Origin of the sequence: Enterococcus sp. AZ067, assembly GCF_051715005.1 — a bacterium.
GTDB classification, from domain to species: Bacteria; Bacillota; Bacilli; order Lactobacillales; family Enterococcaceae; genus Enterococcus_D; species Enterococcus_D casseliflavus.
The window spans coordinates 3,092,307-3,113,602 of record NZ_JBIOSY010000001.1 but is presented as its reverse complement, the minus strand read 5'-3'; the positions used below and the strand labels follow the sequence as shown (position 1 = coordinate 3,113,602).

At 42.9% G+C, this 21,296-nt stretch carries 22 protein-coding genes; 19 read left to right on the top strand and 3 right to left on the bottom strand.

The features are described 5' to 3' along the window. Positions 1–41: 41 nt before the first annotated feature. Positions 42–710: a CPBP family intramembrane glutamic endopeptidase gene (locus IGI82_RS14775; protein WP_144330908.1), complete on the top strand. Its 669-nt coding sequence runs from the start codon at positions 42–44 to the stop codon at positions 708–710. A 48-nt stretch (positions 711–758) separates the two neighbouring features. Here IGI82_RS14775 and IGI82_RS14770 read toward each other — a convergent pair whose 3' ends face one another. Next, on the bottom strand, positions 759–1,550 hold the full coding sequence (locus IGI82_RS14770) for a helix-turn-helix domain-containing protein (protein WP_438842409.1): 792 nt from the start codon (positions 1,548–1,550) through the stop codon (positions 759–761). 236 nt (positions 1,551–1,786) lie between these two features. Here IGI82_RS14770 and IGI82_RS14765 point away from each other — a divergent pair, with 236 nt between their 5' ends. From IGI82_RS14765 to IGI82_RS14755, 3 genes are all read left to right on the top strand, one after another. Continuing rightward, positions 1,787–2,800, top strand: coding sequence for an acyltransferase family protein (locus tag IGI82_RS14765; protein WP_438842408.1), 1,014 nt, complete (start codon positions 1,787–1,789; stop codon positions 2,798–2,800). 177 nt (positions 2,801–2,977) lie between these two features. Continuing rightward, positions 2,978–4,042: a DUF1002 domain-containing protein gene (locus IGI82_RS14760; RefSeq protein WP_081117899.1), complete on the top strand. Its 1,065-nt coding sequence runs from the start codon at positions 2,978–2,980 to the stop codon at positions 4,040–4,042. A 150-nt stretch (positions 4,043–4,192) separates the two neighbouring features. After that, on the top strand, positions 4,193–4,564 hold the full coding sequence (locus IGI82_RS14755; RefSeq protein WP_010749951.1) for a YccF domain-containing protein: 372 nt from the start codon (positions 4,193–4,195) through the stop codon (positions 4,562–4,564). A gap of 255 nt (positions 4,565–4,819) precedes the next feature. On the opposite strand, the gene IGI82_RS14750 is transcribed toward IGI82_RS14755, so the two are convergent. Continuing rightward, positions 4,820–5,671, bottom strand: coding sequence for a MurR/RpiR family transcriptional regulator (locus tag IGI82_RS14750; RefSeq protein WP_005228428.1), 852 nt, complete (start codon positions 5,669–5,671; stop codon positions 4,820–4,822). Positions 5,672–5,823: 152 nt separating this feature from the next. Between IGI82_RS14750 and gnd the strand changes: the two genes are divergently transcribed. From gnd to IGI82_RS14695, 11 genes are all read left to right on the top strand, one after another. After that, on the top strand, positions 5,824–6,723 hold the full coding sequence (gene gnd, locus IGI82_RS14745; RefSeq protein WP_016621664.1) for a phosphogluconate dehydrogenase (NAD(+)-dependent, decarboxylating): 900 nt from the start codon (positions 5,824–5,826) through the stop codon (positions 6,721–6,723). A gap of 11 nt (positions 6,724–6,734) precedes the next feature. Then, the gene (locus tag IGI82_RS14740; protein WP_010749950.1) at positions 6,735–7,736 is read left to right on the top strand and encodes a D-isomer specific 2-hydroxyacid dehydrogenase family protein; all 1,002 of its coding nucleotides are present in this window, start codon (positions 6,735–6,737) and stop codon (positions 7,734–7,736) included. A gap of 15 nt (positions 7,737–7,751) precedes the next feature. Next, positions 7,752–8,855 carry an iron-containing alcohol dehydrogenase family protein gene (locus tag IGI82_RS14735; protein WP_005228431.1) on the top strand — a complete coding sequence of 368 codons (1,104 nt, stop codon included), beginning with the start codon at positions 7,752–7,754 and terminating at the stop codon, positions 8,853–8,855. 11 nt (positions 8,856–8,866) lie between these two features. Then, on the top strand, positions 8,867–9,700 hold the full coding sequence (locus tag IGI82_RS14730) for a PTS mannose/fructose/sorbose/N-acetylgalactosamine transporter subunit IIC (RefSeq protein ID WP_005228432.1): 834 nt from the start codon (positions 8,867–8,869) through the stop codon (positions 9,698–9,700). Between the two features lie 19 nt (positions 9,701–9,719). After that, positions 9,720–10,577: a PTS system mannose/fructose/sorbose family transporter subunit IID gene (locus IGI82_RS14725; RefSeq protein WP_074535421.1), complete on the top strand. Its 858-nt coding sequence runs from the start codon at positions 9,720–9,722 to the stop codon at positions 10,575–10,577. Between the two features lie 18 nt (positions 10,578–10,595). After that, positions 10,596–11,102: a PTS system mannose/fructose/N-acetylgalactosamine-transporter subunit IIB gene (locus tag IGI82_RS14720; protein ID WP_005228434.1), complete on the top strand. Its 507-nt coding sequence runs from the start codon at positions 10,596–10,598 to the stop codon at positions 11,100–11,102. 102 nt (positions 11,103–11,204) lie between these two features. Further along, entirely contained in the window at positions 11,205–12,080 is an 876-nt protein-coding gene (locus IGI82_RS14715) for a hypothetical protein (RefSeq protein WP_438842407.1), read from the top strand. Positions 12,081–12,104: 24 nt separating this feature from the next. Then, positions 12,105–12,560 carry a PTS sugar transporter subunit IIA gene (locus IGI82_RS14710; RefSeq protein WP_289229944.1) on the top strand — a complete coding sequence of 152 codons (456 nt, stop codon included), beginning with the start codon at positions 12,105–12,107 and terminating at the stop codon, positions 12,558–12,560. A 20-nt stretch (positions 12,561–12,580) separates the two neighbouring features. Beyond that, complete coding sequence (uxuA, locus tag IGI82_RS14705; RefSeq protein WP_438842406.1) at positions 12,581–13,678, top strand: mannonate dehydratase; 1,098 nt, start codon at positions 12,581–12,583, stop codon at positions 13,676–13,678. Continuing rightward, positions 13,675–14,292, top strand: coding sequence for a bifunctional 4-hydroxy-2-oxoglutarate aldolase/2-dehydro-3-deoxy-phosphogluconate aldolase (locus IGI82_RS14700; protein WP_213356915.1), 618 nt, complete (start codon positions 13,675–13,677; stop codon positions 14,290–14,292). Before uxuA ends, IGI82_RS14700 begins: the two co-directional genes overlap by 4 nt. A gap of 96 nt (positions 14,293–14,388) precedes the next feature. Then, the gene (locus IGI82_RS14695) at positions 14,389–15,111 is read left to right on the top strand and encodes an HAD family hydrolase (protein WP_438842405.1); all 723 of its coding nucleotides are present in this window, start codon (positions 14,389–14,391) and stop codon (positions 15,109–15,111) included. Positions 15,112–15,376: 265 nt separating this feature from the next. Here IGI82_RS14695 and IGI82_RS14690 read toward each other — a convergent pair whose 3' ends face one another. Further along, positions 15,377–16,171 carry an AraC family transcriptional regulator gene (locus IGI82_RS14690; protein WP_438842404.1) on the bottom strand — a complete coding sequence of 265 codons (795 nt, stop codon included), beginning with the start codon at positions 16,169–16,171 and terminating at the stop codon, positions 15,377–15,379. A gap of 266 nt (positions 16,172–16,437) precedes the next feature. Between IGI82_RS14690 and IGI82_RS14685 the strand changes: the two genes are divergently transcribed. The 4 genes from IGI82_RS14685 (at position 16,438) to IGI82_RS14670 (ending at position 21,250) form a co-directional block, all read left to right on the top strand. After that, positions 16,438–18,054, top strand: a complete 1,617-nt coding sequence (locus tag IGI82_RS14685) for a glycoside hydrolase family 43 protein (protein ID WP_438842403.1) — start codon at positions 16,438–16,440, stop codon at positions 18,052–18,054. Further along, positions 18,051–19,376, top strand: coding sequence for an ABC transporter substrate-binding protein (locus IGI82_RS14680; protein ID WP_008380593.1), 1,326 nt, complete (start codon positions 18,051–18,053; stop codon positions 19,374–19,376). Before IGI82_RS14685 ends, IGI82_RS14680 begins: the two co-directional genes overlap by 4 nt. 128 nt (positions 19,377–19,504) lie before the next feature. Further along, positions 19,505–20,416 carry a carbohydrate ABC transporter permease gene (locus IGI82_RS14675; protein WP_034858631.1) on the top strand — a complete coding sequence of 304 codons (912 nt, stop codon included), beginning with the start codon at positions 19,505–19,507 and terminating at the stop codon, positions 20,414–20,416. After that, the gene (locus tag IGI82_RS14670) at positions 20,417–21,250 is read left to right on the top strand and encodes a carbohydrate ABC transporter permease (RefSeq protein WP_005228444.1); all 834 of its coding nucleotides are present in this window, start codon (positions 20,417–20,419) and stop codon (positions 21,248–21,250) included. Positions 21,251–21,296 lie beyond the last annotated feature (46 nt).

Below are 21,296 nucleotides of genomic sequence, written 5' to 3'. Positions count from 1 at the left end.
CCAATCCTGCAAAATGCAATGAGCAAACGATGGAGGAGAGCATGAAAGCAGTAAAGAACTTATTTATTTTGATTGGCTTATTCTTACTAAGTCAAGTAGGGATGACCGTATTCAGTGTGGTAAAAATCTATTATTTGGAAGCAGGAGAGCCGAGGATTCCTGCGATGATGAGCTACGGGTTGATTGCCTTGCTTTTGGCAAACATTGGCCTACTGATGTATTTGGCTCGGAAGCTAGGACTTGCCACCTTTGACTTTGGCTGGTCAACGAAGCGCAACTGGCTATGGATCATTGGTGGTTTTGTTTTAGGTCGATTCGTTGCTGTTGGTGGTACCATGTATCTGCAGCATATATCCGATCAAGAGGCGACCGCGAATGATGCATTGTTAGGGGAACTGTTTACAGGCGAAAATCCGCTTTTGATCTTCCTATTGATCGCTGTGGCGGCGCCAATCATGGAAGAAATTGTTTTCCGTGGTGGGTTTATCGGCCTTTTATTCAAGAAATACCCGATAGTCGGGATCATTTCAAGTGTAGCCGTTTTTAGTATCATCCATTCCGTCACCAATCTGGTCGAGTTTTTGATCTACGGTGCTATGGGACTGATCATGGCGTTGATTTATGTAAAAACTAAGCGTCTAGAAACAGCCATCGCCATGCATTTTCTCAACAACGCCTTGGCGGCGATCGCAATGATCTTGCTAGGATAAGAAAGTCAACAAAAACCCACCAAATCAAAACGATTCGGTGGTTTTTGTTTACTCTGGCAGCTGTCCTTGTTCAAAGGGCAATTGCGCCAGTTCTTCTGTAGTAAAGAGGAGGTCGCCTTCATCTTCGATAGAAAATGCGACACCAGCTGCAGATTTTTGATAGACGCGCGCTTTATTCATATTACGAAGATAAAGATCCTTGCCTGCATTTAATTCTGGTGCAGCTAAATTGTCTTCGCGATTGCTGCGAATGACGATTTTGCTTGTTTGCGCGCCAAAATGAAAACCGCGATGACCCAAAGCCGTTAATTGGCTGGCATTTTCGCTGCTGTATTCTTTATAACCCGACAGACGATCCGTTTTTACCAGCGGCCGATCGATCGTATAAGTGATCAAGTATTCCGTATCTTCAGGCAGCTGAATCACTTGTCCGGTTTCCTGATTCGTTATCTCAGTGGCAGGCAAGTGGTACTTTTTAATAGAAGTGATCGTTAGGTCTTCTTTTGTGAAAAAGACTGGATCGATCCAAAATCCTGCCAGCAAAATCGTACTTAAGCTAATACTGAGAACAGTCAAAAGGGCGATCAATACGAGGCCAATTCGTTTTCGGTGGGTGGTCAGATTGAGTTCTTGGACCATCTGTTTGTCTTCTTTTAATAAATAGTCCAAGGTCAATTCAAAATAGTTGCTCAGTTTGACTACTTGGTCTAGATCAGGATAGCTCTTGCCGTTTTCCCATTTTGAAATCAGTTGCCGAGTGACAAAAAATTCCTGCGCCAATTGTTCTTGCGTGAGATTTCGTTTGGTGCGTTCTTCTTTAATAATTTTCCCAATATCCATGTGTCTGTTTTGCCTCCATCATTCTTCTTATATATTATAGCAAACTCTTTTTCTATGCGAACGAGGATCTATGAAATTAACGATGCAACAAAGGGTAACATCCTTTATTTATCAATGTTTCTACTTGTTGCACTGTCTTTCTATTCTGGAAGCTTTCAGTGCTGGTCATAAAAAGAAAGGTCCAGTAGAGTGAAGTATGTTTGATCAAATTTGACGGAGAAAGGAGAAACGATCGAATGAAGACAAAACACCTTATGGTTCCAATTGGCTATACCCAATTCTTCGCTTCCTTACTGGTGATTCTCGTTCACTGTGGTCGACTGGCAGAAAACAACGGGCTTCATTTTTTGTTAAAGAGTCTCTTATGTCGTTTGGCGGTTCCTTTTTTTCTGCTGCTGAATGGCTATTTTTTTCAAAAGAGCACCTGTTCATGGAAGCAATGGTGCAAACGACAACTCAAGCTTTATTTGCGTTGGTCGATCGTGTACCTTCCCTTAGGTTGGTTTTATTTAGGACAGCAAAATCTTGCCGATCCATTACGGGTCATCGGTTTGGCTGCTGGCTTTTTAACAGTAGGGGTCTGGTACCATCTTTGGTATTTTCCAGCGTTGCTCTTTGGCATGTGGTTAGTAAGGAAAACCCGTTTTCTTGGCTATCGGTGGCAGTTTTTACTGGCGAGCAGTTTGTATGTGATTGGCTGTCTTGAAACGTACAGCAGTTATTTAAGTGGACCTTTATTGGTATTTTATCAAAATTATCGGACTCTATTTTTTTCAACGAGAAACGGTCTTTTTTATGGGTTTCTTTTTTTGCTGTGCGGGTTTTGTTTAGGTGAACACCAGAAACGTCCTTTTTTCACGAAGCATCTTGGCAGAAAATTCGCGGTCTCTCTTTGCTTATTAGGCATTGAAGGTCGACTCGTGTATCTCAATCAGGGGGACGATAAGAATTTCATGCTGTTCTTTGTGCCGACGACTCTTTTTTTCCTTGCTTGGCTGATCAAGCAGCAACCACAAAAGCGGACTTGGCAAGCAAAACAAGCAGCTGAGGCTAGTCGATTGATCTTTCTGAGTCACCCGCTGTTTCTGGAATCCGGGAAAGTCTTTTTTTCACTAGGAGGGTTTCCGTTGTTCTTTTATACGATAGTTTTAACGGGAGCCTTTCTCGGCTTGAGGAAAGTGGGCAGCCGTTTAAAATCCTATGCTGTTGGGTTTGCTAAAAAAACAGTTGATGAAAAGAAAAGCGCCTAAAGTATTGCTGTACCAAGGATAATACCAAATTGCGCCTTTTTTAAATAGCAGCAGAGTTCTAAGTTTTTCTTCATTTCAGACCCTAGACGTAGGCTTTGCAAGAAAACCTATAGTACAATAACAGCAGTAAGAGGGGAAAATCCCTGAAAAAGAGATCAACACTTGGAGGATATAGTGATGAAAAAACAGACTCGAAAACCAGCGATGATTTTAGCGACTCTCTTGGTATCTAGCCAAGTTTTATTAGCAGCACCACAAGTTTTTGCTGACGAAACCAATTCAACGACGAGCAGTTCCACTGCAACAAGCAGTTCTACCGCAACGACAGCCACTACCGACAGTCAAACAAGTACCTCTGACAGCAGTTCAGATCGTTTGCAAGTCAATGCTGTGGCGATCGGAAATGCCTTGACGAAAGCACAAGAAGACTACACACTTGAGCGCTTAGGCATCCAAGGCGAAACACCGATTTATACGACAAACGGTACTGACTTGATGAAATACATTCCCGATGGTGGCTTTACCGCAGATTGGGCGGTCTATAGCTCGGTCAGAATGCAGACGCTAGAAAGCGGAGCAGGAATCACTGTCGATATCGCGACACCAGATAACATTACCCGCATCACCGCAGCCCAATATCAAAATGCAGCGCTGACGGCAGGGATCACTGATGCGAAGCTAACGGTCGCTTCTGCTGTACCGATCGACGGTTCCGGTGCTTTAGCTGGGGTATACAAAATCGTTGAAGAATCAGGCGGCGTCATCAATCAGAATCGAGTAGCTGTAGCTCAAGATGAGATGGATGTGCTTTCGACGATCACCGAAGAGAACAAAGACAAAGAAGGCTATTCCGATGAAGCATTGAATGCAGCACAAGAACAAGCGAAAACCGATTTGGCTGCTCAAACCGCAGATGGTACGGAATTAACCCAAGCAGATATTCAAGAGACAGTAGAAAAAGCCTTGAAGGACAATGGACTGGAAGGAATCGTTACGGAAAATCAAATTTCTGAATTGACCTCTTTAATGAGCGACATGCGAGACAACAATATCTTCGATGACTTCATCAAAGAATTGGATCTATCAGAAGCCCGCAAGCAAATCGAAGAAACCTCTAAGGGACTTTGGGAAAATATCAAGAGCTTCTTTAGCGGCATCTGGTCTTCGATCACCGGTGTCTTCGGAAATGACTCAAATGAGTCCAACAATAGCAGCGAATCAACCGTTGATTCTGGGCAATAAGCATTTTACAAAATAACACATTTCGCTTGTATTAAGAAAAAAGAGAAGCGGAGCATCAGACGATAGCGCACGTCTGAGGGCTTTCGATGTCCTCTGCTTTCTTTGCTAAAACAGGAGCAGTCTTTATTAAAAAAGAAGGAGGGCAATCAGATGAATTTTTTAGGCAACGTGATTTGGTTTGTCTTTGGCGGCTTGATCGGTGCGATCTCATGGTTTTTGGCTGGGTGTTTATGGTGTATCACCATCATCGGCATTCCCATTGGTCTGCAATGTTTTAAGTTTGCGACGTTGTCACTCGCACCATTTGGGAAAGACATCGTTTACCGTGGCGGTGGCGTGTCCGTGATTCTAAATATTTTATGGTTGATTTTTTCTGGTATACCACTGGCTTTAGGACATTTAGCTAGCGCAGTCATTCTAGCCATCACGATCATCGGCATTCCATTTGCGGCGCAATCATTGAAAATGGCGCGCTTAGCGTTGATGCCCTTTGGAGCAGAGATTGTGTCTAGTCGTTATTGATTTACCTAAAAAAGATAGTCTTAAAAAACCACATTACAGAGCGGATAGCTTTGTGATGTGGTTTTTTTGCGAACATTAGCAAGAGTAAGGGACAAGATTTTTGGCAGGCTCAGCGCATTTGAAATTCAGAACTGAAAAAGTTGATAAGAAACCAACGAAGAGTACAGAAAAAACGCACAAGTTTTTTTGCATATCAACTGTGATTCACAAAAGAATTAGCGAAACGCAGAAAAATGTAAGTTTTTTCTTCCCTTCTCAGGGTTCTTTGATTTTTGAAATGGAGCGTCGAATTTTGGCAATCGATTGTTGCGCTTTGTCTCGATTGATAAACATTAAGATGACATAGAGGGAATCCATGATGCTCAGTTGAGCGATTCTGGATGCCAATGCCTCTGAGCGAAACTCAGTTTCTTCGGAAATAGAGATGAAAACCACGTCGCCGAGTTTGGCTAAAGGGGAAGCAGCATGGCTAGTAATGACGATAATTTTGGCACCATTGTTTTTGGCAACTTGAGCTAGTTCAATGGTTTCTCTTGATTTTCCAGTATGAGAGATAAAAATGCCGCAATCATCTGGCGTCAACAATGAAGCCTCCATCAGTTGGATGTGATAATCACTGCTGTGAAAAACAGTGATCGGCGAGCGCAAAAATTTGTGATAGGCATCGGTTGCCACGATCTCTGAACCACCAACGCCGAAGAAAAAAAGTCGTTTAGATTGATTGATCATTGCAGCAGCAAGCTTTAAATCTTCTTCTTTCAAAAGATTTTTGGTATCAGTCAATGTGGTCATATTGGAATCAAATACTTTTTGAGCCATAGTCAATTCATTATCAGACTTCTGGATATTTTCATGGATCGAAATGGCAGAAAAATCATTTTCCTGCATCAGCATTGCCATTTTGAAGTCTTTAAATCCGTTGTAACCGAGTTTTTTTGTGAATTGAAAAAAGGTCGAATCAGCGATGCCTAATTCATTGGATAAATCACTGATTGAACTGTGGCTGACTTTACTAGGATTTTCCAAAATGTAGTCGGCAATCGCTTGTTCTTTGAGACTTAAGTCTTTATAAAGCGTTTTTATTTGCAGGCGAATCGAAACAGTCAAAGACGGTTACCTCCTTTATATGAACATTATTATCTTTGTATTGTTACGTTACCTCTTTTAAAGAAAAAAAGCAAATAAAAATTATTTTTATTTTTTGTGTTTACAAAAAAATATTTTTTTGTATAATGAAAGTATGAAATGGAGGCGCTGTCATGGAGATAGGAATTATCGGACTTGGAAAAATGGGATTGAACTTGGCCCTCAATTTAAAAGATCAAGGTTATCAAGTAAAAGGGCTGGATCTTTCGATACATGCGCAGAAAACAGCGAAAGAAGCTGGAATTACACTCTATCAAACGCTAGCTGATTTGACGAATTCTTTTAGCGGCCGACGGGTTTTATGGTTGATGCTTCCTGCGGGAACTGTGACTGAGGGGATTCTTGAAGAACTATGGCCCCTTGTATCAGCGAAAGACATCGTGATTGAAGGCGGAAATTCTAATTACAAAGATTCGATTCGCCGAGCAGCCTGGTTTAAAGAAAAAGAGGTGCATTACTTTGATTGTGGGACTTCTGGTGGGGTTTCCGGAGCTAGAAAAGATGCATGTTTGATGATTGGCGGGAATGAAATCGCTTTTTCAGAGGTGGAATCTTTGTTTGCAGATGTGGCTGTTTTAGGAGGCTACCTTTATGCAGGGGAATCAGGAAGCGGTCATTTTCTAAAGATGGTCCATAACGGTATCGAATACGGAATGATGCAAGCCATCGGTGAAGGCTTTCAATTGATTGAACAAAGTGCCTATGACTTTGATTTGGCTTCCGTCGCAGAGGTATGGAATCATGGATCGGTTATTCGCAGCTGGCTGATGGAAATCGCAGCGGCCCAATTTAATGAGAGCCCTAAGTTGGAGGAATATCGCGGGGTTGTTGCAGCTTCTGGTGAAGCTAGGTGGACAGTGGAAACGGCTTTGGAGATGAATGTTGCTGTACCGACGATCGCTATGAGTTTGTTTATGAGAAATTTGTCCCAAGAAGAAGACAGTTTCTCAGCAAAAGTCGTCTCTGCGCTAAGGAATGGTTTTGGTGGTCACGAGATTGTTGCAAAAGAGTAAGGAGGAAGAATATGGAACAGTTTAAGATCGCTATAGTGAATTCCAGCAGCTTTGGAAAAATCTTTCCGCAACATATCGAGCGGTTGAAAGCAATCGGAACTGTCAGTCATTTCACGTTCGATAGCGAAATCAATGGGAAAGAATTGGCAGAAAAGCTTAAGGGATATAACATCATTATAGCAAGTGTTACCCCATTTTTTACCAAAGAGTTTTTTGAGTACAAAGATGAATTGCTACTGATCACACGCCACGGGATCGGCTATAACAATATTGATTTAGAAGCAGCGAAGGACCACCAAACGATTGTTTCGATCATTCCAGCTTTGGTCGAGCGAGATGCAGTAGCAGAAAATAACGTGACCAATCTATTGGCGCTTCTGCGCTGTACAGTTGAATCGAATACAAAGGTCCGCGAAGATCAATGGGAAAAACGAGCGAACTTTGTCGGACGCGCATTATTTAACAAGACGGTAGGGGTGATCGGTGTCGGCAATACTGGAAGTTGTGTAGTAGAAATATTGAGAAATGGTTTCCGCTGCGAGGTTTTGGCATACGATCCATATAAGTCCGCTTTGCATATTCAAAGCTATGGCGGAAAAAAAGTCGAGCTAGACGAGCTGCTAGCAAAATCAGATATTATTTGTCTATGTGCTAACTTGACGGAGGAAAATTATCATATGATTTCCTTTGAAGAAATTTCAAAAATGAAAGATCAAGTATATCTATCCAATAGTGCCCGTGGCGCACTTTTGAATGAAGAGGCAATTGTAAGCGGATTAAAAAGTGGGAAAATCGCTGGTCTTGCCACCGATGTCTTAGAGGAAGAGCCTGGTCATAAAGATCATCCGTATTTAGCTTTTGAAAATGTAGTTATGACACCGCATACATCGGCTTATACTATGGAATGCTTAGAAGAGATGGGAAACAAATGTGTAACGGATATTGAACGAATCGTTAAGGGGCTGCTGCCAGACCGTGCTGTTCAAGCGGAAAGTCGGTTTTTGGCTGTATAAAGGAGAGTGAAACTCGTGCTAACGGATTTAAAAGTAAAGGTTGGACCGCAAGTTTATCGTTACCATGAAGGCGCGATCGACTATGTGCCGGAAGTATTAAAAGAGTACAAAGTAAAACGACTGCTGCTCGTACATGGAACGGTTTCATGGGAAAAAGCAAAACCAAAATTACTCTTTTTAGAAGATGCGCATTTGGAAATTTTTTATCATCGCTACACGGGAGAATGCAGCTATTATGGCGCTGGGCTGATTGCTGATCTTGTTGAAGAACTGGCGATCGATTTTATTCTGGGGGTTGGCGGCGGGAAGTTAGCCGATTTAGTGGGATATGCAGCACATGTAGTCAATCGACCCTTTGGACTGATCCCAACATTGGCCAGTAATTGTGCACCATGGACACCCTTGTCTGTCATGTATAAAGAGTCGGGAGAATCTGAAGGAAAGTCGGAACACTATTTAAGACAGGCTGCTTTTTTGATTACCGATCCGACGTTAGTGATCGATGCACCAGTCTCCTACTTCATCGCCGGTTTAGCAGATACGTTGGCAAAGTGGATTGAATCGGAAGCAATCTTAGCCCAACCACATTTGAAAAATGAGCCCTTCTTGCAAATGGCAGGCTATACAGCAAAATTATGCGAAACAGCTATTTTGACACAATCGAAACAAGCGATTGAAGATATGAAGCGGCAGGAAGTGACAGACGCCTTTTGTCACTTGTCGGAGATCGTTATTGCAGTTGCTGGAATGGTAGGCGGGCTAGGCGATAAATATGCCCGCAATGCAGCGGCGCATGCGATGCATGATGCCATCAGTAAATATCTGCCTGAAAGTCATCGTTTTCTTCACGGGGAAAAGGTTGCCTATGGGATGTTTTATCAATTAGCCCTTGAAGAAAAATGGACGGTCATCGATCAGTTGATCCCCTTTTATCAAGAATTGCACTTACCAATGAGTTTACATCAAATGGGTATTTTTCCTGAAGATGCACAAGTCATCGATCAGTTGGTGCAGTTCATAGATTCGAAAGAAAAAGTACACTTGATTCCAGTCTTAATCACCAAAGAACGCTTGAAAGAAGCTGTTCTTGATTTAGAAAACTATTTGAAAGAAGTTTAGGAGGAGGAAAAATGGATACATTAAGTGTTACACAAAGTTTACTGATTGCGCTATGGGTTGCAGCAGTCATGTCTCGTTGGCTCGGCGGAGGCGCCACACTGACTTTACGTTTTTCACCATTGATGACGGGATTAGTTGTCGGACTGGTGATGGGAAATGTGGCTCAAGCCATGATCGTTACTGCCGCTTTACAAATGATTTACATGGGGGTATTTTCTCCTGGCGGATCCATGCCAGCGGAACCTTCAATTGCTGCGGCGATTGCCGTACCGGTAGCTTTGCTAGGAAATCTGCAACCAGAAGCAGCGATTGCTGTTGCCGTTCCTGTTGGGTTGCTAGGGAGTTATTTGTATCAGTTCCGTTTCTTTATCAATACCTTCTTAGGAAAGTATACGGATAAAGCAGTAGAAGATCTTAATGCCAAGGCAATGACGCGTTCAATTATTTTATACCCAACGCTGGCTTCATTTATTTTATTTGTTCCGCTGGTATTTATTGCACTTTATTTAGGCGCTCCACTGATTGCTGATGTCATCAATGCTCTTGAGGGGACAGTCGTTATTCATATTTTAGAAGTAGTCGGCGGCGGATTGGCAGCGATTGGGATTGCAACTACCGTCTATGTGATCGGTCGAAAAGATTATATGGTCTTTTTCTTCTTGGCCTATTTCATGAGTGTAGTTTTCAGTTCGCTGGAAATTACCATGGTCACCTATGCGATTTTTGGCATTTTGATCGCGTTGATTTTTGTTCAGTCACAAAAAGGAAAATTGGTCCCAGCCCCAGAAACGAATACAGCATCACCATCCTTTGATGATGACGATGACTATGATGACGGGTTCTAATCGATAAGGAGGAGCAGTAATGACCGAAACAATTCAAAAAGCGCAAGGCGCACCAGAAGAAATCACGAAGAAAGATGTCACAAAAGCATACCTAAGATGGCATTTCGCCAATGAGATCCCGCATTCATTTGAACGGTATTTATCACCCTCGCTTTTATACGCCATGATGCCGATTTTGCGCAAACTTTACAAAGACGATGAGGCACTGAAAGCTGCCTATAAACGCCAACTGCTGTTTTTCAATACCCAGCTGAGTTGGGGGGGCGGAGTCATCACTGGGCTGATGTCATCAATGGAACAACAGCGGGCCGAGGAAGAGCATGAGAAAAAAGAGATTTTGATGCAAGATGATCTAATGTACAACACGAAAGCTGGTTTGATGGGTGCTTTAGCAGGAATCGGAGATGCCATCGACTCAGGAACCGTTCAATATATCTTTATTGCGATTGCTGTTCCTTGGGCACAGCAAGGAAGTCCACTAGGTGCGTTGTTCCCATTCATTTGCTTTGCACTGTATCAAGTTTCTCTAGGAATGTTTTTCGCCCGTCAAGCATTTTCGATGGGACGCAATGCAACTGGTTTGATGCAGAGTACAGGCGTCCAAACCGCAATTGAAACACTGTCGGTTCTCGGTTTATTTATGATGGGGGTTCTGGCTGGAAACTATGTCAAAGTCAGTTCTTCGCTACAGTTTGATATTTCTGGACGAGAATTTATTATCCAAGATATCCTTGATCAGATTGTACCAGGGATTTTGCCGTTAGCAGTTGTAATGGGCGTCTACTGGTTCTATACAAAGAAAGGATTAAAAGTCACGCAAGCATTACTATGGCTGACCTTGATTCTGATTATTTTAGCCGGTGTCGGTATTTTATAAGAAAAGGAAGTGGAAAAAATGGGTGTAGTAAATTTAGCACGAGTAGATGAACGATTGATCCATGGGCAGGTCATGATGACCTTGTCACAAAAAAGCGGAGTCAACTCGATTTTTGTAGTGGATGAGGTAGTAGCTAAGGATAAGTTCATGCGGGAATTATACAAAAATGCCGGTAGCCGCACAGGGCAAAAAACGATCGTCGTTACACCAGAAAAAGCCAAATTTTACTGGGATGAATACAACTTCAAAGATTACAACTGTATTTTGATCGCTAAAACCGTCAGTGTGATGTACGACTTAGTCAAACACGGCGTGCCAATGAAAGAATTGAACATAGGCGGTATCGCCCAAAAAGATCCCGAGAAAGATCTCTTGGTAACGAAATCTGTTTATTTAAATCAAGCGGATGCGCAAAAACTCAAAGAAATGAACGAAGCGTACGGTGTGGAATCAATCTATTTTCAAGCAACACCTTCTGCACCGAAATCAACGCTTAAAGATGTGTTGAAGCAGTTCAATTTGTAATCATTGAGCGCGTTCGTCATCTGTTGAAGAGGAAGGCGGAGGATTTTATAAAAATAGAGTTCCTCCTTCCTTGTCAGTAATTTGTGAATAGGAGAATTCGCCATGAATCAAACAGAAACATTTCGTGATTGGCTTTTTCGTTATCGGTATGTCTACCGATCGCGTTCCACGGATAAAAGCAAACAAATATTTTTGAAGGCACTCATCGCGGATATCATTCCATTTCGCAAAGACCTTCAGGTGATCGAGTATGATCACACGAAAAAAAACGCCTCACGCAATTTGTATGTTGGTGATCTGACCAAAGCAAAACGGATCATCTGCACATATTATGATACACCGCCAGAGCATTTCGGCGATTACCATTTTTTTGATCGGCAGGAGCAAGGCCGTAAAACAAATCAATTTATTCTGACTGCTTCAGCAGTGATGATTCTTTTAGGGTTGTTGGGGACTTGGCTTTATATCCACTTTGCCTCAGGGAGATTTCCCTTATTGTCTTGGCAAACAGCGCTTTTTGCTTCAGGGGTCGGTATTTATTTTCTGCTATTAAATCGCGTAAGCCACGGGGCAGGATTTCAGCAAAATCTAACCCGCAATACCTCCTCTATCTTAGCGCTACTGTCACTGATCAGTCAAAACAGTCAAACAACGACGGCCTTCGCATTTCTTGATGAAGGAAGTTACGGAGAACGCGGGTTGGAAGTGTTACGTGATTCAGTAGGGCCGAATGCGAAGATTTATTATTTAGATTCTATCGGCGCCGATGCTCCGGTTCGAGCTATCGGCAAGCAATTCAATGAAGGGCAACTGCAGCAGCTGGCGATCGAACACAGTAGTGAAGCGATGGGCAGCATCAACTATCTGTTTTGTGCAGAAAAGCAGCAGGATCAGAGGTATGTGTTGCCTAGAAAACAATTAAAGCAAAAAGAGCTGAATAGTAGGAATATGCAAAAAGTCCTTGCGTTATTTGGTTAGGAAGCGAAAAAGGAGGAACAACATTTGTTAGGAATCGTATTGGCAACTCACGGACAGCTGAGTACTGGTTTTAAAGATGCTGCAGAGGTGATCATGGGCAGTGTCGAAAATATTGCGGTCGTTAATTTGAACCACGGAGAGGATATTCAACTTCTGGGAAACAAAATCCATGAAGCGATCCACGAAACAGATCAAGGGGACGGTGTAGTGGTGTTTGCTGATCTATTGAGTGCGAGTCCCTACAATCAGTCGGTTGTAACGATCAATCAATTAGAAGAATCTCTTCAGGAAAAGACGTATGTGATCGGCGGAGTGAATCTGCCGATGGTATTAGAAGCGATCAATCACCAATTTTTGGCAACACCGATTGAACAGGCGGTGGCAGCAGTGATCCAGCAAGGAGAAAATAGTGTAGCGCTTTGGCACAATTCTTCAGCAGGTGATAGTAGCGAAGAAACTGATGAGGACGATGATTTTTAAAAACGAAAGGATGACAGCAAATGCAATGGGGGTTTCGATGGTACGGGGAAGGGGATACGATCCCGTTAACGAATATTCGACAAATTCCAGGAATGCACGGCATTGTAGGAACACTTCTGAATAAAATGCCCGGAGATGTCTGGGAGATTTCCGAAATCAACGCACTAAAAGCATCAATTGAAAAAGAGCATCTTTCGCTATTAGGGATTGAGAGTGTGGCGATCCACGATGCGATCAAAGCTGGAACAGAGGAACGGGATCACTACATCGATCAATATATTCAAACGATTCGGAATTTAGCAGCTTGTGATGTACATATGATCTGCTATAGCTTCAAACCAATCTTCGGCTGGGCCAAAACAAATCTATTTTATCAAAACGAGGATGGCAGCTTCTCCTTGCTCTATGATCAAGCCGTTGTGGATGATATGGAACCTAGTGAGATGTATGCGCTGATCCATAGCCAATCAAAAGGCTTTAAATTGCCAGGTTGGGAAGAAGAACGACTGAAAAAGTTCCAGCGTTTGATGGCAACTTATGAAGGGGTCACTCAAGAGAGCCTCTTTGATAACTTAAGCTATTTCTTAAAGCGGATCATTCCTGTGTGTGAAGAAGTAGATGTGAAAATGGCGATCCATCCCGACGATCCACCTTGGGAAATTTTTGGCTTGCCACGAATCACCAAAAATTTAGAGGACTTGAAAAAAATCATGGCCATCGTGGATTCGCCCTATAATGGGGTAACGTTGTGCACCGGTTCGTTAGGTGCCGATCCAGAAAACGACATGGTGGAGATCGTTCATGCCTTAAAAGGACGCATCAACTTTGTTCATTTCCGCAATGTGTTGTTTATGGGAGAACGTAAATTTAAAGAGTCCGCCCATCTGTCCACCGAAGGATCATTAGATATGTATGCCATCATGAAAGCCTTGGTTGAGGTCGGTTTTGATGGCGTCATCCGTCCAGATCACGGGCGGACGATCTGGGGGGAAGTGGCGATGCCAGGCTATGGTCTGTATGATCGCGCGATTGGGATCAGTTATCTTCAAGGGCTGCATGAAGCCGTCTTGAAAGAGCAAATGCAATCGAAGGAAACGAAGGGAGGAAAGAGTGTATGACACTCGATGAACAATTGGCAAAAACAAGAGTATTGCCTCTTTACACTGCAACAAATCTTACCTATTTGCCAGTAGTAGAATCACTGTTGATCGAACATGAACTACCCTTTATTGAAGTGACCTTCCGCAGTGACCTTGCTTTAGCAGCAATTGAAAAACTCTCTCAATCAGGTAAATTGATCGTAGGCGCAGGCACGGTGCGCACCTTAGAACAAGCGAAAGCAGCAGTTGAGAAAGGGGCGCGCTTTATTGTTTCCCCTGCTCTTGTACCTGATGTGGTGGAATTTTGTCTTGCCGAAAACATTCCAGTGTTTCCAGGAACAGCTACCCCAAATGACATTCAACGAGCAGCGGCTTATGGCTTATCAGTTGTGAAATTTTTCCCCGCGGATATCTACGGGGGCTTGCCGGCGATCAAAGCCCTCAGCGGTCCATTTTATGATATTCGATTTGTCCCAACTGGCGGAATCAACCTCGAAAATATGCAAGACTATTTATCTGATCCGCAAGTGCTAGCAGTTGGCGGCTCCTTCATTCTTTCAGAATCACTAGTAAAAGAAGGTCGGGAAAAGGCTGACAGCCATTTGGCGCATGTAAAATCATTGCTAAGTTGAGCAGTCAGCTGTAAATAAACAAGGTGAAGCAATGGGTGCCAAAAGATTTTGGTACCATTGCTTTTTTATTCGCAGAAAAGTAAAGGAGGCTATAGGATGAAAAAGATAAAACTGGTGATTTTTGATATGGACGGTTTGATGTTTGAAACAGGTCGTCTAGCTTACCGCGCTTATTTAAGAGCCGCGGAGGAATATGATTTTGAAGTTTGCCAAGAAGTTTATTATTACCTGACTGGCAGAACGGAAGCAGATATTCGTAAAGGGATGCAGGATCTTTATGGCAATCAAGTACCAACGGATCGATGGCGAGAAGCGATGAATCGTCAGAAAGAAGTGATTTTAGCTGAAGAAAAACGGGTATTCAAAAAGCTCGGCCTTCTTGAACTGTTGGAAGCATTAAAAAAACAAGATTGCTTGATAGCCGTGGCATCCTCTTCATCGAAAGAAAAAATCAAGGCGTACTTTGAAATGGAACAGATGCCAGATTGGTTTGATACGGTGGTTTCTGGGGATCAAGTGCGAAAGGGCAAACCTGATCCAGAAATCTTTCTAACAGCTTGCCAACAATTAGGCGTAAAGCCTGAAGAAGCCTTGGTATTAGAAGATTCTCTAGCTGGCATAAAAGCCGCAAAACAAGCCGAGATCCCAGCTTTTCTGATTGCGGATGATTTGAGTGCTTTGCCAGTCAAGAAAAATGGGAAGTATCCTTTGCTTAAACAGCCAAAACTTGAGCAAGAAGTAGCTGCACAGGTGAAAACTTTTTCTGATCTGACGGAAGTCAAAGACTGGCTAGTCGTGAATCATTTTTCTTGGCCTTGATCGATATTCCAAGAAGCTTTGATAAAGCAAACGGCATTAAGCAAGAACATACGGTGTTGTAAATCAGGCATAGCGTTGCGGAATCGGTAAAACAACAAAGGTTGATTTTGGCAATTGGTTTTTTCCTGCTCATGTCTCTATGAAGAAGGGGAGCGTTAGAACGTTTTTCACTACTTTCTGGGAACGTGGCAAAAGGCTGACTAGAAAAACGAGTAAGATTGTAGCAGCTCACTTTATAGGTAAGTGAAGCTGCTTTTTTGTTTTGCTATTCCTTCAGCAATGAAAAATGAGCATTGTGTGTTAAGCGGTATTCTTTCGGAGTCAGTGAGGTCAATGCTTTGAAATTTCGATTGAAGGTTCGTACATTTTGAAAGCCAGCCTGTTCTGCTACTTCCGTAATCGGCAAGAGACTATGGGTCAGCAAAAAAGAGGCATGGCGAATTCTTGCTTGATTCAAAAGCCGAGGAAAGGTGCTTTTCAATTTCTCAGTGATCATTCTGGAAACGTAGACGCTACTATAACCGATACTGCTGCTTAGTTTTTCGAGCGTCAGCTCTTCTTTGAAGTATGACTCGATATAGGCAAGCAGCTGGATCAGGATATCCTCTTGGTTTTTGGCTGGTAGTAAAGTCGTTTGGTGCTCAAAAAGGTAAAGGACTTGATACAGTGCCGATTTTCGTAAATAGAGGGAATCCGTTTCAAATAAAGGATAATACAGCTGATTTGCGACAGACGGATCAATGGTGATAACGGGATCTGACAAAGCGAAATCTTTGGTTTTAGCATAAAAATCTGGAATAAACTCCGGCGAAAAAACCAGAATATGCAGTTGTGATTCCTTAGGGGTTTCGATGGCATGGGTCTGGTAAGGCATGACTAATAACACTTGGCCAGTTGTAAGGACATAGGGACTTTCTTCGATTTTGACAACCGCTTCGCCGTCACTACAAAAAAGCAATTCAAAGGAACGATGAAAATGTTCCATGTAATTAAGCGAGTAGGGATGGTAACTGGAAACGCCTAGGTATTCGCCAAAATGATATTCTTCTAAAATGGTCACGCAATCTTTCCTCCATTTTTTGTCTATCGATGTGTGGAAATCGTCCTGTGAATGATAGCGATTTCATTTTATAATTATGACAGTTCAGCTGAAGAAAGTAAATAGAACAATGATTAGTGAATATTTTTAAAATGGACTGCAGTAACAAGTTTCTTTTTTTAGTTAGGTATATTAGTAAAGAAAACTTACTAACTGAAAGATGCTCATTCCTATTGACTCTCAGTTGAATCACAAAATGCCAAAAAGGGAAAGAGGAGGAATTTTTTTTGATTACCAATCCAATACTAACAGGCTTTCATCCAGACCCGAGTATTTGTCGTGCAGGAGAAGATTATTACATTGCTACGTCGACCTTTGAATGGTTTCCAGGTGTGCGCATCTTCCATTCAAAGGATTTGAAGAACTGGCGCTTGATCAGTACACCAGTCAATCGTGTCAGTCAGTTGAATATGCTGGGAAATCCTGATTCTGGGGGCGTTTGGGCGCCAAACTTAAGTTACAGTGATGGTCGTTTTTGGTTGATTTATTCAGATGTCAAAACACAATCCAATAGCTGGAAAGATGTGAACAATTATTTGATCACCTGTGAAACCATTGATGGGGATTGGTCAGAACCAATCTATATGAACTCTTCTGGTTTCGATCCCTCGTTATTTCATGACGATGACGGCAAAAAATATTTTCTGAACATGGTATGGGATTATCGCCCGACAAACCATTCCTTTTATGGGATCGCTCTCCAAGAGTTTGATTGGCAAGCCAAGAAATTGGTGGGGCAGCCCAAAATTATCTTCAACGGAACAGAGCGCAAATTGACTGAAGCACCGGTCATGTATAAAGTGAACGGCTATTATTATTTATTAACGGCAGAAGGTGGCACCCAGTTTGAACATGCAAGTACCATCGCTCGTGGGACGCACATCGAAGGGCCTTATGAAGTTCATCCTCAAAACCCTCTGATCAGTTCCTGGGGACAGCCAGAGATCCTGCTACAAAAAGCTGGCCATGGTTCATTTGTGAAAACGCAGACCGATGAATGGTATTTTGTTCACTTAACAGGGCGAGCGCTGAAGTATCCCGAAACGCCCCTCTTAGAAAATCGCGGCTATTGCCCGCTCGGACGAGAAACAGCGATCCAGTCTGTTTATTGGGAAAATGATTGGCCGTATATCACAGGCGGAAACTTTCCAAAAGAGGAAGTCCCACAGCCACAGCTGCCCGAACATCCGTGGGAAACAGAATCAGGCTTTGATGATTTTGAAGAGGCGTCGTTGGCACCAGTGTTTCAAACCTTGCGGATTCCTTTTTCTGAGGAAATCGGTAGTTTGACCGCACGACCAGGGTACTTGCGCTTGTATGGGCGAGAGTCGTTCAATTCCTTGTTCCATCAAGCACTGGTGGCAAGAAGATGGAGCGATTTTCGTTTCGAAGCAACGACTGCCGTCGAATTTTCACCGACCTCGTTTCTACAGTTAGCAGGCATGACGAATTACTACAATACACAAAACTGGTCGGCGATCTACATCACTCATGATGAGACGAAAGGCAGAATCATCACTGTATTGACAAGCGAAAAGGGCCAACTGAAGATTCAAAAAGCACCCGAAGTTGTGATACCAGCCGATGTACAAACAGTCTACTTCAAAACGATCGTTCATTATGCCCACTATCAATACGCGTACTCGTTTGATCAAAAAGAGTGGCAGGTCATCGATCAGCTATTTGACAGCTTGCAATTGTCTGACGACTATGTAGCAGAACATTACGGTGGGTTCTTTACAGGGGCTTTTGTAGGGATGTTTGCGATCGATACGACCGGCAATCGTTTGGCGGCTGATTTTGATTCATTTGACTATCAAAAAATCGAGGAGGAAGAAAGATGAAAAATTGGAAACGGGTCTTACAAACAGTGTCATTGGCGGGCTTAGCAGCTTTTATGCTTAGTGGCTGCGGGAATGGTTCTGGAAACAGCAGCTCAGATAATAGCGCAACGGGAAGTAGTGGCAAGGATGAACTTGTGGTTTGGACCTTTACTTCAGAATTATCAACGATGATCAATGATTACTATTTGCCGGCGCATGACGACTTGGCCTATGACATTCGGATCGTGGAGATTCCTTCTGACCAATTCGAGACCAAGCTCGATCCGATTCTCGGTTCCAAAGATGCACCAGATGTGATTGCTTTAGAATCTGCCTTTGTCAAAAAATATGTGGAATCAGGCATGATGGCAGACCTTGGTTCACTGGGGCTTGATGAAGCCTCAGCAGATACGTATCAATATGTCAAAGACGTAGGGACTTCAAAAGACGGGGTTCTTCATGCCTTGGCTTGGCAAGCTGCTCCTGGCGGGTTTTATTACCGGGCATCGATGGCAGAAGAGCTGCTAGGAATCGATGATCCAGCGGCTGCGCAAGCGGCATTGTCAGACTATGACAAGTTCTATGAGCAAGCCAAAGCAGTCAAAGAAAAAAGTGGTGGAACTACCTATATGATCTCTAGTGTTCAAGATTTGGCGAAGCCTTTTTATGGTCAACGCGAACATGGCTGGGTTGAAGACGGCAAATTAGTGATCGACGACAGTTTGTATGACTTGTTGGATGTATCACGAAAATTTGTAGAAGAAGGCCTGACACAAGATACAGAAGGACAATCAGAAGCTTGGTTTGCTGGAATGAATGGCGACAATGTATTCGGTTATAGTTTGCCGACATGGGGACTGCACTATTGGTTAAAACCAAATGCGACAGCTGCCGATAACTCCAGCTCAACAGAAGGCGACTGGCGCATGATCCAAGGACCTTCGTCGTGGTTCTGGGGCGGCACATGGATCGGTGCTACGGCAAATTCTGAGATGCAAGAAGAAGCTGCGCAATTGGTGGCTTACTTGACCACAGATCAAGCATTTTTAAAACAATGGGCCGAAGATACCGGTGATTTTGTATCGAATGAGCGAGTCGTTGAAGAAATTAAAGGCGAATATGAAGAGGAATTTTTAGGCGGTCAAAACCACTATGCAGAATTTGCCGATATGGTTCAAGACATCAACGCGAAAATTCTGACCGAGTATGACCAGACGATTGAAACCCTCTTTACGGATAGTTGTTTGACACCATATTCAAAAGGTGAAGTGGATCAGGAAACGGCGATCCAAAACTTTAAAGATGCGGTCGTCAATGCTTATCCAGATGTTCAAGTAGATTAGGTGTTGTTGAAACCGACACCGAAGACGGGGGCGGTTTCAACCTTTTCTAGGTACTATGCGCTGCTCAAATGGCTTGTCTTTACAGGCAGAAGTTGGCAGTAGAAGAAATAAATATCAGGGGGATTACGATGCAGAATAAGAGAAGATTTGAACAGTATCATCGCTATGGGCTATTATTTATCGCACCATTTTTTCTAGCATTCTTGGTTTTTCAGCTTTATCCAATTCTCTATACGATTTACCTAAGCTTTACGGATCTAAAAGGGTGGAATCCAGCTGCCAATCTTGTCGGACTGGATAACTATTTTGCGATTTTTCGCAACCCGTTATTTTTAAAATCGATCAGCAATACCTTTATTTTGTGGGGCGTAAACTTTGTCCCTCAAATTGGCTTGGCTCTGTTGCTGGCGGCATGGTTTACCAATATCAAGTTGCGCTTGCGAGGGAAAGGCTTCTTCAAAGTCGTTTTTTACTTACCCAACATCATTACTGCCGCTTCAGTAGCAATCTTATTTTTCGTTTTGTTCAGTTTTCCGTTAGGTCCGATCAACCTAGTCTTGCAGCATTTCGGTGTTTTGGACCAGCCCTATGACTTTTTCCGTAGTGAAACGGGCACTCGGCTGATCGTTTCCTTCATCCAATTTTGGATGTGGTATGGTCAGACCACGATCGTTTTGGTTTCGGGCATTTTGAGCATTGATGATGCTCTTTTTGAATCAGCAATGGTCGATGGAGCCAATGATGGTCAAATTTTCCGCAAGATCACGCTGCCTTTGTTAAAACCAATCTTGCTTTATACATTGGTGACGTCTTTGATTGGCGGCTTGCAAATGTTCGACATCCCTTTTTTGCTGACAAACGGCAATCCCAACAATAGTGTCTTAACGATCACGATGTTTATCTACAACCAAGCCTTTACCGGGAGTCGGAATTTCAACGTTGCCGCAACCGCGTCGGTGCTATTATTGGTACTTTCGATCGTATTAAGCACGTTATTGTTTCAATTTTTCAAAGAAAACAGCAAAGTGGGGCGAAAATAAATGGAAAATAGCTATCGAGCAAAACGATTGTTGATCTATGTCTTTTTGGTGTTGCTGACCATCTTAAGTATTCTGCCCTTTTGGGTCGTCTTAGTCAATGCGACCCGTTCAGCAGAACAGATCCAGCAAGGGCTGTCCTTGTGGCCTGGCGGTAATCTCCAATACAACTGGTCCGTCTTAATGGGCAGAGGCTTCAATGTTTTCAATGGGTTTAAAAATAGTTTCTTGATTGCGGCTGGCGCTACCGTTCTCAATGTATATTTTTCGGCGTTAACGGCTTATGGCGTGATCGCCTATGAGTTTCGTGGCAAGAAAGTCCTGTTTGCTGTCATTCTTGGGCTGATCATGATTCCTCAGCAAATTAGCATGATCGGTTTTTATCAATTTATGAATCGCTTAGGGCTCTTAAATAATTTTCTGCCATTGATTTTACCAGCGATCGCATCACCTGCTACCGTTTTTTTCTTAAAGCAATACTTAGAAACGATCTATCATCCTGATTTGGCAGATTCTGCTCGTTTGGACGGAGCCGGCGAAATCAAAATTTTCCATCGCATCATGTTGCCCTTGATGAAACCGGGCTTAGCCACCATGGCGATTTTCTCGTTCGTGACCTCGTGGAATAATTTCTTGATGCCCTTGATCTTGATCAACGATACGGAAAAGTATACGTTGCCGATGCTGGTCCAATTGCTGAAAACGGATGTTTACCGTACTGAATTTGGCAGTATGTATCTAGGGATCTCATTAAGTATTATTCCTTTGCTACTGATTTACCTGTTTCTATCGAAATACATCGTGGGCGGTGTAACGGCTGGCGGAATCAAAGGATAGCGAGACCTTTTTACCAAAAGAAAACGCTGGACTGAGTCTTCAGTCC